Origin of the sequence: [Clostridium] aerotolerans DSM 5434 (assembly GCF_000687555.1) — a bacterium.
Lineage (GTDB): Bacteria > Bacillota > Clostridia > Lachnospirales > Lachnospiraceae > Lacrimispora > Lacrimispora aerotolerans.
On the sequence record NZ_JHWJ01000008.1, the window covers coordinates 60,644 to 75,560 of the forward strand.

Annotated in this window: 26 protein-coding genes; 1 reads left to right on the top strand and 25 read right to left on the bottom strand. The window is 41.9% G+C overall.

Annotation, left to right across the window (positions count from 1 at the left end):
• Window positions 1-9: 9 nt before the first annotated feature.
• The 25 genes from map to T546_RS0112445 all read right to left on the bottom strand — a co-directional run bounded on the left by map (window position 10) and on the right by T546_RS0112445 (window position 14,296).
• Window positions 10-774 (bottom strand): type I methionyl aminopeptidase, encoded by a 765-nt coding sequence (map, locus tag T546_RS0112325; protein ID WP_026891877.1) that lies wholly within the window; start codon window positions 772-774, stop codon window positions 10-12.
• A gap of 3 nt (window positions 775-777) precedes the next feature.
• On the bottom strand, window positions 778-1,422 hold the full coding sequence (locus T546_RS0112330) for an adenylate kinase (RefSeq protein WP_024834890.1): 645 nt from the start codon (window positions 1,420-1,422) through the stop codon (window positions 778-780).
• Window positions 1,423-1,506: 84 nt separating this feature from the next.
• Window positions 1,507-2,829, bottom strand: coding sequence for a preprotein translocase subunit SecY (gene secY / locus T546_RS0112335; protein ID WP_026891878.1), 1,323 nt, complete (start codon window positions 2,827-2,829; stop codon window positions 1,507-1,509).
• Between the two features lies 1 nt (window position 2,830).
• Complete coding sequence (gene rplO, locus T546_RS0112340; protein WP_024834888.1) at window positions 2,831-3,271, bottom strand: 50S ribosomal protein L15; 441 nt, start codon at window positions 3,269-3,271, stop codon at window positions 2,831-2,833.
• 26 nt (window positions 3,272-3,297) lie between these two features.
• On the bottom strand, window positions 3,298-3,480 hold the full coding sequence (gene rpmD, locus T546_RS0112345; protein WP_026891879.1) for a 50S ribosomal protein L30: 183 nt from the start codon (window positions 3,478-3,480) through the stop codon (window positions 3,298-3,300).
• Between the two features lie 13 nt (window positions 3,481-3,493).
• Window positions 3,494-4,003, bottom strand: a complete 510-nt coding sequence (rpsE, locus tag T546_RS0112350; RefSeq protein WP_034599189.1) for a 30S ribosomal protein S5 — start codon at window positions 4,001-4,003, stop codon at window positions 3,494-3,496.
• A 20-nt stretch (window positions 4,004-4,023) separates the two neighbouring features.
• A complete protein-coding gene (rplR, locus tag T546_RS0112355; protein WP_026891881.1) occupies window positions 4,024-4,392 on the bottom strand; it encodes a 50S ribosomal protein L18 in 369 nt (122 codons plus the stop codon).
• Between the two features lie 17 nt (window positions 4,393-4,409).
• Window positions 4,410-4,952: a 50S ribosomal protein L6 gene (gene rplF / locus T546_RS0112360; RefSeq protein WP_024834884.1), complete on the bottom strand. Its 543-nt coding sequence runs from the start codon at window positions 4,950-4,952 to the stop codon at window positions 4,410-4,412.
• A 67-nt stretch (window positions 4,953-5,019) separates the two neighbouring features.
• Window positions 5,020-5,421, bottom strand: a complete 402-nt coding sequence (rpsH, locus tag T546_RS0112365; protein ID WP_024834883.1) for a 30S ribosomal protein S8 — start codon at window positions 5,419-5,421, stop codon at window positions 5,020-5,022.
• Window positions 5,422-5,444: 23 nt separating this feature from the next.
• Window positions 5,445-5,630 (bottom strand): type Z 30S ribosomal protein S14, encoded by a 186-nt coding sequence (locus tag T546_RS0112370; RefSeq protein ID WP_002566501.1) that lies wholly within the window; start codon window positions 5,628-5,630, stop codon window positions 5,445-5,447.
• A 15-nt stretch (window positions 5,631-5,645) separates the two neighbouring features.
• A complete protein-coding gene (gene rplE, locus T546_RS0112375; RefSeq protein WP_024834882.1) occupies window positions 5,646-6,185 on the bottom strand; it encodes a 50S ribosomal protein L5 in 540 nt (179 codons plus the stop codon).
• Window positions 6,186-6,206: 21 nt separating this feature from the next.
• Window positions 6,207-6,512, bottom strand: coding sequence for a 50S ribosomal protein L24 (gene rplX / locus T546_RS0112380; protein WP_024834881.1), 306 nt, complete (start codon window positions 6,510-6,512; stop codon window positions 6,207-6,209).
• A 14-nt stretch (window positions 6,513-6,526) separates the two neighbouring features.
• Window positions 6,527-6,895 (bottom strand): 50S ribosomal protein L14, encoded by a 369-nt coding sequence (gene rplN, locus T546_RS0112385; RefSeq protein ID WP_024834880.1) that lies wholly within the window; start codon window positions 6,893-6,895, stop codon window positions 6,527-6,529.
• A 26-nt stretch (window positions 6,896-6,921) separates the two neighbouring features.
• Window positions 6,922-7,176, bottom strand: a complete 255-nt coding sequence (gene rpsQ, locus T546_RS0112390) for a 30S ribosomal protein S17 (protein ID WP_024834879.1) — start codon at window positions 7,174-7,176, stop codon at window positions 6,922-6,924.
• A gap of 91 nt (window positions 7,177-7,267) precedes the next feature.
• Window positions 7,268-7,474, bottom strand: coding sequence for a 50S ribosomal protein L29 (gene rpmC / locus T546_RS0112395; RefSeq protein WP_024834878.1), 207 nt, complete (start codon window positions 7,472-7,474; stop codon window positions 7,268-7,270).
• A gap of 2 nt (window positions 7,475-7,476) precedes the next feature.
• Window positions 7,477-7,902: a 50S ribosomal protein L16 gene (gene rplP, locus T546_RS0112400; protein ID WP_024834877.1), complete on the bottom strand. Its 426-nt coding sequence runs from the start codon at window positions 7,900-7,902 to the stop codon at window positions 7,477-7,479.
• A complete protein-coding gene (gene rpsC / locus T546_RS0112405; protein WP_026891882.1) occupies window positions 7,902-8,558 on the bottom strand; it encodes a 30S ribosomal protein S3 in 657 nt (218 codons plus the stop codon). The genes rplP and rpsC overlap by 1 nt, the downstream gene beginning before the upstream one ends.
• Before the next feature lie 11 nt (window positions 8,559-8,569).
• Window positions 8,570-8,956, bottom strand: a complete 387-nt coding sequence (gene rplV / locus T546_RS0112410) for a 50S ribosomal protein L22 (RefSeq protein WP_026891883.1) — start codon at window positions 8,954-8,956, stop codon at window positions 8,570-8,572.
• 73 nt (window positions 8,957-9,029) lie between these two features.
• Window positions 9,030-9,311: a 30S ribosomal protein S19 gene (gene rpsS, locus T546_RS0112415; RefSeq protein WP_024834874.1), complete on the bottom strand. Its 282-nt coding sequence runs from the start codon at window positions 9,309-9,311 to the stop codon at window positions 9,030-9,032.
• A 19-nt stretch (window positions 9,312-9,330) separates the two neighbouring features.
• A complete protein-coding gene (gene rplB, locus T546_RS0112420) occupies window positions 9,331-10,179 on the bottom strand; it encodes a 50S ribosomal protein L2 (protein WP_026891884.1) in 849 nt (282 codons plus the stop codon).
• A 198-nt stretch (window positions 10,180-10,377) separates the two neighbouring features.
• Window positions 10,378-10,677, bottom strand: a complete 300-nt coding sequence (gene rplW / locus T546_RS0112425) for a 50S ribosomal protein L23 (RefSeq protein ID WP_026891885.1) — start codon at window positions 10,675-10,677, stop codon at window positions 10,378-10,380.
• Window positions 10,677-11,297 (bottom strand): 50S ribosomal protein L4, encoded by a 621-nt coding sequence (gene rplD, locus T546_RS0112430; RefSeq protein WP_024834871.1) that lies wholly within the window; start codon window positions 11,295-11,297, stop codon window positions 10,677-10,679. Before rplD ends, rplW begins: the two co-directional genes overlap by 1 nt.
• Window positions 11,298-11,326: 29 nt before the next feature.
• On the bottom strand, window positions 11,327-11,962 hold the full coding sequence (rplC, locus tag T546_RS0112435; RefSeq protein WP_026891886.1) for a 50S ribosomal protein L3: 636 nt from the start codon (window positions 11,960-11,962) through the stop codon (window positions 11,327-11,329).
• Between the two features lie 179 nt (window positions 11,963-12,141).
• A complete protein-coding gene (gene rpsJ, locus T546_RS0112440) occupies window positions 12,142-12,459 on the bottom strand; it encodes a 30S ribosomal protein S10 (RefSeq protein ID WP_013274341.1) in 318 nt (105 codons plus the stop codon).
• Between the two features lie 481 nt (window positions 12,460-12,940).
• Entirely contained in the window at window positions 12,941-14,296 is a 1,356-nt protein-coding gene (locus T546_RS0112445; protein WP_026891887.1) for a cell wall-binding protein, read from the bottom strand.
• A 254-nt stretch (window positions 14,297-14,550) separates the two neighbouring features.
• On the opposite strand from T546_RS0112445, the gene T546_RS25560 reads away from it, so the two are divergent.
• Window positions 14,551-14,817, top strand: coding sequence for a hypothetical protein (locus T546_RS25560; RefSeq protein WP_166429819.1), 267 nt, complete (start codon window positions 14,551-14,553; stop codon window positions 14,815-14,817).
• Window positions 14,818-14,917: the final 100 nt, after the last annotated feature.

Here is a 14,917-nt window from a genome sequence, read left to right on the forward strand (position 1 = left end):
GGCACTTCCTTACTTATTACCGGTAACCAGACTTAAAATCTCTGGTTCGCCTTCTGTAATCAGAATGGTATTTTCATAGTGGGCAGATAAGCTTCCGTCCTCTGTTACAACGGTCCAGTCATCATCAAGCCATTCTACTTCCGGTGTTCCTTCATTGATCATCGGTTCAATGGCAAGGGTCATTCCTGGCCTCAATATAATTCCTCGTCTTCGTTGAACAAAATTCGGTATCTCAGGCTCTTCATGGAGGTTCGCTCCAATTCCATGCCCTACCAGATCACGGACAACACCATAGCCAAAACTTTCTGCATATTTTTGAATCGCAGCAGATATATCACCTAGATGATTGCCAGATTTTGCAAATTTAATCCCTTCGAAGAAACATTGTCTCGTCACTTCAATCAGCTGGCCTGCATTTGGAGTAATTTCTCCTATGCCGTAAGTCCTGGCAGCATCGGAATGGTATCCCTTGTAAATGACGCCTGCATCAAGGCTTACGATATCACCTTCCTCTAAAAAACGCTTCTTACTTGGTATTCCATGGACCACTTCATCGTTTACAGAAACGCATATGGACGCTGGATAACCATTATAGTGTAAAAAGGAGGGGATACAGCCGTAGCTTCTTATGATTTCTTCTCCCAGATGGTCGATATCCCAGGTTGTCATTCCAGGCTTTAAGGCCTTTGAAAGTTCTTCATGGGTAATGCTGAGAATCCTTCCGGCTTCTCTCATTCGTTCTATCTCTCTTGCAGATTTAATCGTAACTGACATAAACTATGCTCCTAAAATAGAAACGATATCAATAAACACCTTACCTAATTCCTGGGTACCGTCGATATCCACTAACATGCCCTCATTCTTATAATAATTAATGAGAGGCTTTGTCTGGTCGTGATAAACGGCTAAGCGTTTTTTTACCGTCTCAGGTTTGTCATCGTCTCTTAACACAAGCTCTGAACCGCAGATATCGCAAACACCCGCAACTTTACTTGGGTTAAATACAACGTGATATGTAGCACCGCAGGAAATGCATGCGCGGCGGCCGGACATTCTGCTGACGATATTTTCATCTGGTACATCAACATTTATCGCAAAATCAATCTTCTGCCCCATTTCAGAGATAGCTTTTTTTAAGCATTCTGCCTGCGGGATGGTTCTTGGGAATCCGTCCAGCACGTATCCGTTGTTACAATCTTCCTTCTGAATACGGTCTATAAGCATACCTATAGTGAGTTCATCTGGAACAAGTGCCCCCTGATCCATATATTCTTTTGCCATTTTTCCTAGTTCTGTTCCGCCCTTTATATTAGAACGAAAAATATCTCCGGTAGAAATGTGCGGAATCTGATATTTTTCAGATATCTTTTTCGCCTGAGTACCTTTACCGGCACCAGGGGCACCTAACATGATGATCTTCATCAACAGTCCCTCCTTGGAAACATAAGGTTAAATAGCACAAATTCCAAGAGAAACACGCATGACGTGTTTCCCTTGGTTCGTGCTTTAATCATTCAAAAATCCTTTATAATTACGTACAAGCATCTGGGATTCAATCGCCTTTAATGTCTCGAGCACAACACTGACAATAATAATAAGTGAAGTACCCCCGAAGGATAAATGGCTTACACTAAATAAACCTGAGACCATAATCGGGATAATACAAATAATCGTCAAACCGCATGCACCTAAAAATACGATATAGTTTAAAATAGAGTTAAGATAATCGCTGGTCGGCTTACCTGGGCGGATACCCGGGATAAAACCGCCTGACTTCTTCATGTTGTTCGCTACTTCCAACGGATTGAAGGTGATGGATGTATAAAAATATGCAAAGACAATGATAAGAGCCACGTAAACGATCATACCTATGGAATAAAAAGGTCTATCCACTTTAAACCAACTGGAAGAATTAAGTGCAGTTAAGATGTGTCCACCAATACTGTTGTAGTCGATCCGGCTTCCAAAGAACTGGGAAATAACAACCGGGAAAGACATGATGGAAGAAGCAAAGATAACCGGGATAACACCGGCAGTATTTACTTTGAGAGGAATGCTGCTGGCCTGACCGCCAACCATCTTCCGCCCCTGCATCTTTTTAGAATACTGTACAGGAATTCTTCTCTCGCCACCCTGAAGGATAACGACAAAAACAACAATCGCTACAATTACCGCTAAAATGATAATGGCTGCTATGGCTGCCAATGCAACGGACTTACCAGTCATGAATCTGGTATATAAAGTGGAAGCATCGGAAGGGAAGCTTGAGATGATGTTAAATAACAGGACGATGGAAATACCATTTCCCACACCATTCTCTGTGATACGCTCACCAATCCACATAAGAAGCGCACTACCGGCAGTCATAGTAGCAACTGCTATGATAACACTTAAGACATTAAAGTCTCTTAACAGCCCCTGGCCGCCGAATCCTATCGCCATAGCGACGGACTCGATTAATGCCAGACCAACTGTTACATAACGGGTGTATTCTGCAATCTTCTTTCTTCCATCTTCACCATCTTTTTGCATTTCCTCAAGCTTGGGGATTGCAATAGTTAAAAGCTGCATGATAATGGAAGAAGTAATGTAAGGGGTAATGCTCAGGGCGAATACGGACATGTTAGTAAAAGAACTACCTGTCATAGCGTTGAAGAATCCAAACGCATCGTTATTCTGCCGAGCAAAAAAATCTTTAAAAAAGCTTGTTTCAACTCCTGGAATCGGTAACTGTGAACCAATTCTAGTAACCACCAGCATCAGGAATGTAAAGATAAGTTTCTTTCTTACATCCTTGATCTTGAATGCATTACGGAGTGTTTTCAACATATTAGATCACCTCGCAGGTTCCACCTAAAGCCTCGATTTTGGTTTTTGCGCCTTCGCTGAAAGCATCTACCTTTACTGTAAGCTTTTTGGTTAATTCTCCATTTCCAAGGATCTTAACTCCGTCACGCGGATTCTTAACGATTCCGCTCTCTAATAAAGTCTCAACAGTAACAACTGTACCATTGTCAAAGTTCTCTAAAGCACTTACATTAATACCGATAATCACTTTAGAATTTCTATTTGTGAAGCCTCTCTTAGGAATACGTCTGTATAAAGGCATCTGACCACCTTCAAAGCCAGGTCTTGTAGCTCCAGAACGAGCTTTCTGTCCTTTATGACCTTTTCCTGCTGTCTTACCGTTACCTGAACCATGGCCACGGCCTCTTCTGAAGTTATCGCTGTGTTTAGAACCTAACGCAGGCTGTAAATTTGATAAATCCATCGCTTGCACCTCCTTACTGTATTTTCTTAGATCTCTTCTACTTTTACTAAATGACGCACGCTGGCGATCATACCTCTAACCGCTTCGTTATTCGGCATCTCAACTGTTTTATTAAGCTTCTTTAAGCCTAATGCTAAAACAGTTGCTTTGTGCTTCGGAACTGCACCGATCGGGGATTTCACCAATGTGATTTTTAATTTATCTGCCATCTTCTTATCCTCCTTAGCCTAAAATCTCTTCAACAGATTTACCGCGAAGTCTTGCAACTTCCTCAGGAGTCTTTAACTGAGTCAATCCTTTGATTGTAGCTAAAACAACATTAGTCTTGTTGTTAGAACCCATAGACTTTGTACGGATATTTTTAATACCTGCAAGCTCAACAACTGCACGAGCAGGACCGCCTGCGATAACTCCAGTACCTTCGTTTGCTCTCTTAAGAAGTACAGATGCACTTCCGAAGTTGCCGATTAAGTCATGAGGAATACTATTGTTTTCATCGATCGGAACACTGACCATATTCTTAACAGCAGCCTCTTTTCCTTTACGGATTGCTTCTGGAACTTCACCAGCTTTGCCAAGACCTGCACCTACGCGGCCGTTGCCATCGCCAACGACTACTAAAGCAGAGAATCTCATGGTACGTCCACCTTTAACGGTTTTAGATACACGCTTGATAGCAACTACTCTGTCGTTTAATTCTACTTGATTTGCATCAACAATTGTACGTTTCACGCTGTCATTCTCCTCTCTACTTAGAATTCCAGACCAGCTTCTCTTGCTGCGTCTGCCAATGCCTGAATCTTACCCTGATATATAAAACCGCCTCTGTCAAAGACAACTTCCTTGATACCTTTTTCAATTGCTCTCTTAGCAACTACGGTACCTACATATGCTGCAGCATCAACGTCGTTAGTTTTCTCTAATTCTGCCTTTACTTCTTTTTCTACTGTAGAAGCAGCGACTAAAGTCTTACCAACTGTATCGTCAATAATTTGAGCATACACATGATTATTGCTTCTAAACACAGCTAAACGTGGTCTTTCTGCAGTGCCTGCAAAACGATTACGTAATCTGTTGTGCTTTTTAACGCGAACTTCGCTTCTTGACTGTTTGCTAACCATCTTTACACTCTCCTTAATTATTTCTTACCAGTTTTACCAACTTTACGTCTGATAACTTCGTCAGCATACTTAATACCCTTGCCCTTATAAGGTTCAGGTCTTCTCTTATCTCTGATTTCAGCAGCGTACTGGCCAACTTTTTCTTTATCGATACCTTTAATGAAAATGATGTTCTGACCTTCCATTGTAGACTCAATGCCTTCTGGATCGATCATTTCTACTGGATGAGAATAACCAAGAGACAGGATCAGCTTGTTGCCCTGCTTCTGAGCTCTGTAACCAACACCGTTGATTTCAAGCTTCTTCTCATAGCCGCTAGTAACACCAACAACCATGTTGTTTACCAGTGTTCTAGTCAGACCGTGTAAGGATTTCATTTTCTTTAAGTCATTTGGTCTTGTAACTACGATATGACCATCTTCTTCTTTGATAGCCATCTCTACAGGTAAATCTCTCTCAAGAGTTCCCTTAGGACCTTTTACAGTCACTTTATTATTTTCTGCGATTGTTACAGTTACGCCTGCTGGAATCGCGATAGGCATTCTTCCGATACGTGACATGCCGTGTACCTCCTTAAATTCTCGGAAGGAACGTTGCGTTCCCTCTGTTTTCAGATGCTTTTTCTTATTACCAAACGAATGCCAGAACTTCTCCGCCTACACCCATGGAACGAGCTACTTTATCAGTAATCACGCCCTGGTTTGTGGAGACGATAGCAATTCCTAAACCGCCAAGTACTTTCGGTAACTCCTCTTTGTTTGCGTATACACGTAAACCTGGTTTGGAGATTCTCTTAATACCTGTAATGATTTTTTCGTTTTTGTCTTTACCGTACTTTAAGGTAATCCGGATTGTCTGGAATGCACCGTCTTCTACGATATCATATTTTTTAACGTAGCCCTCTTTCACAAGGATATCAGCAATAGCTAATTTCATCTTGGATGCAGGTACATCTACTGTATCATGTTTTGCAGTATTTGCGTTACGGATTCTTGTAAGCATATCTGCGATTGGATCGCTCATTGTCATTTTGAATTGCCTCCTTCCTTAATTTACCAGCTAGCTTTTTTAACGCCTGGGATCTGACCCTTATATGCTAATTCACGGAAGCAGATTCTGCAGATTCCGTATTTTCTTAAATAAGCATGTGGACGACCGCAGATTCTGCAACGATTGTATTCTCTTGTGGAGAATTTTGCAGGTCTCTGCTGTTTGATCTTCATTGAAGTCTTAGCCATGGAATATTCCTCCTACTATTTTGCAAATGGCATATTGAATAATGTCAAAAGTTCACGGGCTTCTTCGTCTGTCTTAGCGGTAGTAACAAAAATAATGTCCATACCTCTTACCTTGTCAACTTTATCGTACTCAATTTCAGGGAAAATGAGCTGCTCTTTAATACCAAGTGCATAGTTTCCTCTTCCATCAAATGCATTGGCATTAACGCCTCTAAAGTCACGTACACGAGGAAGTGCAAGGTTGATCAGACGATCAGCAAACTCATACATTCTCTGGCCACGTAATGTAACTTTACATCCGATCGGCATACCTTCTCTGAGCTTGAAGTTAGCAATTGACTTCTTAGCCTTAGTTAAAACTGCCTTCTGTCCGGAGATGATCTCTAAATCTCTAACAGCAGAGTCTAAAACCTTGGCATTGTCTTTTGCTTCACCAATACCCATATTGATGACAATCTTGTCTAACTTCGGTACTTCCATAACATTCTTATATCCAAACTTCTTTACCATAGCTTCTACGATCTCTGTCTGGTAAATATCTTTTAATCTAGCCAATTTTTATTCCTCCTCTCCAAATTAGTCGATTACCTTACCGGTAGCTTTTGCAACACGTACTTTTTTGCCGTCTTTAACTTCAAAGCCAACTCTTGTAGCTTTTCCGTTAACAACAAGCATAACATTGGAAATATCAAATGCAGCTTCTTTCTGCACGATACCGCCCTGTGGGCTGCCTGCGCTAGGCTTAACATGCTTTGTGATCATGTTTACGCCTTCCACTGTTACTTTGTTGTTCTTTGTGTCAACATGAAGAACTTTGCCCTGTTTGTTTCTATCTTTACCTGCGATAACCTTAACCAGGTCGTCTCTTTTAATTTTATGCACAGTCCGACACCTCCTTATAATACTTCTGGAGCTAAGGAAACAATCTTCATGAACTGCTTCTCTCTTAACTCTCTGGCAACCGGTCCAAAGATACGAGTTCCTTTTGGAGTCTTGTCATCTTTGATAATTACGGCAGCATTCTCATCGAACTTGATATAGGAACCGTCTTTACGGCGTGCGCCCTTTACAGAACGTACAACAACGGCCTTAACAACGTCGCCTTTCTTTACAACACCACCAGGTGTTGCATCTTTAACACTGGCAACGATAACATCACCAATACTAGCATATCTTCTTGTAGATCCACCCATAACACGGATGCAAAGAAGTTCCTTTGCACCGGTATTATCAGCAACCCTTAATCTGGTCTCCTGCTGAATCATGCCTGTTACTCCTTCCTAAAAATAAATTATTTCGCTTTTTCGATAATCTCAACAAGTCTCCATCTCTTATCTTTGGACAGGGGTCTTGTTTCCATAACTTTAACGGTATCGCCCATGTTGCAATCATTCTTCTCATCATGAGCTTTTAATTTATACGTTCTTTTTACGATCTTGCCGTATAAAGGATGTTCTACATGGTCTTCGATAGCAACTACGATAGTCTTATCCATCTTATTGCTTACAACCTTACCAGTACGGGTTTTTCTAAGATTTCTTTCCACGTTAGGTATTCTCCTTTCGAGTTTATGGCCTCCTCGGCCCTATCTATAAGTTTACACGCACTCGTGTGTGTCATGCTTTAAAAATCACAACTTAAGCTAACTTTGCCTTCTCAGCGATAACAGTCTGGATTCTGGCAATGTTCTTGCGAACATCTTTGATTCTGCTTGTGTTGTCAAGCTGATTGGTCGCATTCTGAAATCTTAAATTGAAAAGTTCTTTCTTTGCAGCTACTAATTCTGTATTCAGTTCAGAAACTGATTTTCCTTTTAATTCTTCTACATACTTATTAGTTTTCACTGTCATTCACCGCCTTCTAAATCTGCTTTAGCAGCAATCTTACATCTGCATGGTAACTTGTGCATAGCAAGACGTAAAGCTTCACGTGCTGTTTCTTCAGGTACTCCAGCGATTTCGAATAATACACGGCCTGGTTTTACTACTGCTACCCAGTATTCCAGACTGCCCTTACCGGAACCCATTCGGGTCTCTGCTGGCTTTGCTGTTACAGGTTTATCCGGGAAAATCTTAATCCAGACTTTACCACCACGCTTAATGTAACGTGTCATGGCAATACGAGCTGCCTCGATCTGGTTAGATCTGATCCAGCATGGCTCTAAAGAAACCAGACCGAATTCACCGTTGCTGATCTTATTGCCTCTTAAAGCTTTACCAGCCATGTTTCCACGGAACTGTTTACGACGCTTAACTCTTTTAGGCATTAACATTATTTTACGCTCCCTTCCTTGTTTCCTTTAGTTGGAAGTACTTCACCATTGTAGATCCAAACCTTAACACCGATCTTACCGAAGGTTGTATTAGCCTCAGCGAAACCGTAGTTAATATCTGCTCTTAATGTCTGTAACGGAATAGTTCCTTCGCTGTAGAACTCTGTACGAGCCATATCTGCACCGCCAAGACGGCCAGCAACTGCGGCTTTAATACCTTTAATTCCAGCCTTCATAGAACGACCCATAGTAGATTTCATAGCACGACGGAAGGATACACGGTTCTCTAACTGCTGAGCGATAGATTCAGCAACTAACTGAGCATCTTTATCCGGTCTCTTGATCTCTTTGATGTCTACGAATAACTTTTTATCTGTAAGCTTCTGAACTTCAACCTTTAACTTCTCGATTTCAGATCCGCCTTTTCCGATCACAACACCTGGTTTTGCTGTGTGGATAATAACTTTAACGCGGTCAGATGCTCTTTCAATTTCAATATTAGAAATGCCAGCGCTGTATAATCTCTTTTTCAGGAATTTTCTGATCGCATAATCTTCTACTAAGTTGTCTGCGAAATCAGCTTCAGCATACCATTTTGAGTCCCAGTCTTTAATAACACCGACTCTTAAGCCGTGTGGATTAACTTTCTGTCCCATTCTTTGCCTCCTTATCTTTCATTAAGCACGATCGTGATGTGGCTCATTCTCTTTTCGATTCTATAAGCGCGGCCCTGTGCTCTAGGTTTTACTCTCTTCATTGTCGGTCCCTTGTTTGCAAAACATTCTTCAACGTAAAGCTTTGCTGGGTCCATGCCGTTATTATTCTCAGCGTTAGCTGCTGCTGATTTTAATAACTTCTCTATTAAAGTAGAAGCGTATCTTGGATTGTAAGTTACAATACCAAGTGCTGACTGAACGTCCTTGCCTCTGATAGCGTCTAATACGAAACATGCTTTCTGAACGGAAACTCTAGCATAGGATAACTTTGCTGACGGTCTTTTGTCCTTATCGGCATTTCTCTCTCTTTTAATCTGGCTTCTATGTCCCTTAGCCATGGTAAATCCTCCTTTCAACTATAACGCCCTTTGGGAGCCTATAAGACTGCCCGGAGGGAGTTTGTTTCTTTCATTACTTACGGCCAGACTTCTTCTCGTCTTTGCCATGTCCTCTGTAAGTTCTAGTAGCAACGAATTCTCCCAGTTTATGTCCAACCATATCTTCTGTAACATATACCGGAACGTGTTTTCTGCCATCATGAACTGCAATTGTATGTCCAACCATCTGCGGGAAGATAGTAGAACGGCGAGACCAGGTCTTAATTACCTGCTTCTGTCCTGCTGCGTTCATAGCATCTACTTTTTTGAGTAAATGAGCATCTGCAAATGGTCCTTTTTTAAGTGAGCGAGCCATAGATTCTAACCTCCTTCAATTATTTAACGGTCTTTCCATCTCTTCTTCTAACGATTAACTTGTTAGACTGCTTGTTTTTCTTTCTTGTCTTTAAGCCAAGTGCTGGTTTGCCCCATGGTGTACTTGGACCTGGACGGCCGATACCAGTCTTACCTTCACCACCACCGTGTGGATGGTCATTCGGGTTCATAACAGAACCGCGGACTGTAGGACGGAATCCCATGTGACGTTTTCTACCAGCTTTACCGATATTGATCAGGTTATGATCTCCATTGCCTACAACACCGATGGTAGCTCTGCAGTTGATTGGAACCATTCTCATTTCGCCGGAAGGTAAACGAAGAGTTGCGAACTTGCCCTCTTTCGCCATTAACTGTGCGCCGTTACCAGCAGAACGTACTAACTGACCGCCTTTTCCTGGGTAAAGCTCAATGTTATGAACCTGAGCACCAACCGGGATCTTGCTTAATGGTAAACAGTTACCTACTTTTGCTTCTGCGTTCTCGCCGCTCATAACCTTCATTCCGTCTGTTAAACCAGCAGGAGCGAGGATATATGCCTTTGTACCATCAACATAGCTGATCAGAGCGATGTTTGCTGTTCTGTTTGGATCGTACTCGATACCAATTACAGTTGCTGCAACACCATCTTTGCTGTTTCTCTTGAAGTCGATGATTCTATATTTTCTCTTAACGCCGCCTCCGCGATGTCTAACTGTGATTTTACCCTGGTTATTACGGCCGGCTGTCTTCTTGATGGTCTTGCTGATCAAGGACTTCTCAGGAGTATCTTTAGTGATTTCGCTGAAATCAGAACCGGTCATGTGTCTTCTGGAAGGGGTATATGGGTTATACTTTTTAATTCCCATGATTATTTCTCCTTTCAACGCCGCCTGGCGTATCTTAAATATCGTGATATAATGTTCATCACATAGGTTGACTGATAGTCTTTTGTCTGCTCTCTGACGGTGCAAAAGATACTCCTCACACTGTTCGGAGTATCCGCTGTCACACGAAGTCCGGATAACCGCTCTTTCGTGCTTCACGCGTCATCAGGCTTCCATATCTTACAGTCCTTCGAAAATTTCGATCTCTTTGCTGTCAGCTGTTAACTGAACGATAGCTTTCTTTGTCTTAGAAGTCTTACCGAAAGTCATACCTCTTCTTTTGGTCTTACCATCTAAGTTCATAGTGTTCACGCTGGCAACTTTTGTGCCTGGGAACATCTTCTCAACAGCTTCCTTGATCATAGCCTTGTTAGCATCTGTGTGTACAATGAATGTATACTTCTTGGACGCCATAGCGTTCATGCTCTTCTCGGTTACTACAGGCTTCTGGATTACGTCGTAATACTTAATATCTGCCATTATGCGTACACCTCCTCGATTGCTGCAACAGCAGTCTTGGTAGCAACAACTGTGTTGTACTTTAAGATATCGTATACGTTGATTGTGTTAACGAAAGCAGTCTTAATAGAAGCAATGTTTCTTGCGCTCAGTACTGCGTTAGAGCTGTCATCACCAACAACAACAAGTGCTTTGGATACCTTTAAGTTATTTAATACAGTCTGGAATTTCTTTGTTTTGATCTCATCAAACTTTAACTCGTCAACAACGATGAACTTATTCTCGTTCACTCTGCTTGTTAATGCAGATTTAAGAGCAAGTCTTCTTTCTTTCTTGTTCAGTCTGATTGTATAATCTCTAGGAGTTGGAGCGAATACAACTCCACCGCCTGTCCACTGTGGAGATCTTGTTGAACCCTGTCTTGCGTGACCGGTTCCTTTCTGCTTCCACGGTTTTCTTCCGCCGCCGGATACTTCAGCACGTGTTTTAGCTTTCTGTGTGCCCTGGCGCTTATTTGCAAGCTGGCTTACGACTGCCATGTGTACGAGATGCTCATTTACATCTACGCCGAACACTGCATCGTTTAACTCTAATGTGCCAACTTCTTTACCTTCCATATTGTAAACAGATACGTTTGCCATCTGTATGATCCTCCTTTCTTATAAAAGCATTAGTTAGCTGCTTTTACTGTTTCCTTGATTGTTACTAGAGACTTCTTTGGTCCTGGTACAGCACCTTTAACTAAAATCAGGTTGTTTTCAATGTCAACCCTAACGATTTCAAGGTTCTGGATTGTGATTCTCTTGTTACCCATCTGACCAGGCATCTTCTTGCCCTTGAATACCTTACTTGGATCAGAAGCAGCACCATTGGAACCAGCATGACGGTGGAACTTAGAACCGTGAGCCATAGGTCCTCTGGACTGTCCATGTCTCTTAATAGCACCCTGGAAACCTTTACCTTTGGAGATTGCGGTTGCATCAATCTTATCGCCTGCAGCGAAGATATCAGCTTTGATTTCGTCTTTAACAGAATACTCGGAAGCATTCTCAAGCTTGAATTCTCTTACATATCTCTTGTAAGAAACTCCGGCCTTATCAAAATGGCCTTTTAATGGCTTGCTAACAAGTTTTTCTCTCTTATCAACATAACCAATCTGTACTGCACTGTAACCATCGTTCTCAACGGTCTTGATCTGTGTTACTACACAAGGACCAGCCTGAAGAACTGTTACTGGAGTTAATACTCCGTTTTCATTGAAGATCTGTGTCATTCCGACTTTGGTAGCTAAAATACCCTTCTTCATGTTTTTACCTCCTGTTTGTTAATTCTACAGCGGATTGCTTTCGCAATCATCCTAGAACAGTCCAATATACGTGGAACACTATAACTCTGCCTGGCAGAGATGTTGATTCCTTACAGGAAAAAGTGTTGCTTCTATATTAAAACCCTTCAGGATATTACCTAAATTGTTTCTGATGAAGATTATTTGTTCTTCATCTTGATATCGATGTACACACCTGCAGGCATTTCCAGTCTGGATAATGCATCAACAGTTTTCTGGCTTGGTGTGATGATATCAATAAGTCTCTTGTGAGTTCTCTGCTCGAACTGCTCTCTGGAATCTTTGTATTTGTGAACCGCTCTTAAGATGGTTACCACTTCCTTCTTGGTTGGTAACGGCACCGGTCCGCTCACTTTAGATCCTGTCTTTTTTACAGTGTCGATGATTTTGCCTGCTGACTGATCAACTAACTGATGGTCATAGGCCTTTAATGTGATTCTCATTACTTGACTTGCCATAAAAAAAGTCGCCTCCTTTTCGCACTTAATAGAAGTACGACAAGCGGTGACTGTACACGTTCCCGTGTGTGTCCTCCAGGACCTCACACAGACTTTCTCTTTCAATTACAGAGTTTTAAATTGTACAGTGACTTGTCGCCAGTTTCCTAACTTGACATTCGCTCCGCGGAAAACCTGCTTATACAAGCAGCAACCTCACGCTTCAACGCTATCATGCCACAGCCTTAACAGAATAACATACTTTTTTTCCCATTGCAAGAGGTTTTTGCATTTTTTTTCTAAAACTAAGCCATGCAGAAAAAGATAAGTCATTTCCCCGTGTGAGCTCGCTCACAAAGAGGAAATGACTTATCTTTTTCTATAGGGCGCAGCCCGTGAATGAATCATTTGGCGTCAAATCATTTTATCTTTTACCAGGCATCAGGCCGCCAAATGATGAATTCCATGTCTGACCTCCATCCTACTCCCTGATCTCTCCATCCTACTGCCAAGCCGGTTCCACAGGTTCTTTCCCTTCATTCCCCTTAGGATTCTCATCATCCACCTTAATCAAATTCCCATTACTCCCGGTCTTATACTTAACACCATCCGCACTTTTAACGGTAGTATTCTTAGAAACTCTCCCAGAAGTATTAACCACATATGTAGTCTTTGTACTGCCAGTAGGAATTGCAATCGGATCATATTTATTCCCGTCATCCGCACACTGAAGCTTTCCCATATAATAAAGGTAGCCATCCTTCACCCCAGTATACCCACGACCACTGTCACTAAAGTAATAAGTAGTATCATTGCCATCGCCCTCCACTACTTTCACCTTCCCCTTTTGCATGGTACTTGTTTTCTTATCCCCAAAATAAAAAGCAGTATAATCAGAAGACCCGCCAATGGATACCTTCTGAAGTCCATACACCGGATTCCCCAGCTCATTAAACAAATATGTCTTATCATTAATCTTAGTTAAATCAGAAGTTCTTGCCTCGCCCTCTTTCGGTCCAGCTTTTGGAACACCTGCCGTAGAAAAGTAAAACCACTCTACATTCTCTTCATAACCGGAAATATCTCTGGGGGGTTCTACCGAGTACCAGCCCACTCTTAATTTCCCATTAGCATCATAGTACTTATAATTCTGAATCTCATGTTCCGCGTTATCAATTCCAACATTCCTCCAGCCAGTCTGAAGGGCACCATCTGAATTAAAGCAATAAGCAACCCCATCAATCTTATAGGATCCATAATCACCGCTTGAATCCTTAGGAACGTACTTTTTTCCATTGTCACCAAAATAATACCATAACTTGCCGTCATCACTGTCTCCAGGATTTACCCTTCCGGATTCTTCATTGCTTCCAGGGGGATAGAGCTTCTGCCAGCCTGTCCTCATGGCGCCGTCTGTTCCACAGTAATACATGTCATCTAGGACCCAGCCCGTCTGCATCTCACCATTGGAATCAAAGTAATACCACTTGTTATTGATCTTTGACCAATTGTCCATAATGGCTTTCCCGCTGCTTCCAAAATAATACCACTTATAGTTGGCAGAACCGTTATCCTGGAACTTCATCCACTTGTCTGTCACTAAAATTCCGTTGGAATCCACATAATAGGTATTCTCCACCCATGAATTAAGTGCCATCTCACCGTTGGAATTTAAGTATCTCCAGTTGTTGTCCTCACCCTTCTTCCAGGTGTTGGTTACTTTATTCCCGCTTTCGTCCACATACACCCAGTTGTTACCGGAAGCTGATTTCTCCCAGCCTGCCCAGGCGTTCACGGTCGGAACATGAACCGCCAGCACTGCACTTGCTGCCAGTACAATGAGACCTTTTCTTTTCATATCTTCACTCCTTACAGGGATTTCCTTTTCTTGCTAATTTCATTTTAACAATTATTCTCAGATTATTCAACTGTTTTAATCTTTCGATTCTATTACAAAATTATTGCTCTGTATCTCCATATGGTCATAAATATGAAAGAATACATAAGAATAAACAATATTTATTACATTCATCAGGAAGAATCCGCTAAAAGGGCTTATCACAGGAAAAAGGCGGGCCCGGCAATGCCGGGAACCCGCCCAATCTATAAAATATGAAAGAATGCTCACGCACTCTGTCAGTTACAACGATTATTTCTGCATCCACAATTATTTCCGCGCCCGCAGTTTCCGCATTGATTTCCGCAACGGTTACAACGATTGTTGCAGCGATTGCACTGATTTCCACAGCGATTTCTGCAGCATCTGCGGTTGGAGCAATTGTTAAAGCAGATATTTCCGAAGCTGCCGCAGCCATTGCAAAATCTGTAATTGCCCCAGCAATTGAGCCCACAGTTCCCTATACAAAAGCCCATACGTAAACAACTCATTAAAATTCACCTCTTTAAGCGATTTATACTATATTATATAGGACATAGCACAAAGAGGTGATTAAAGCCGTCCAAAACCTGTTTTGAGCCG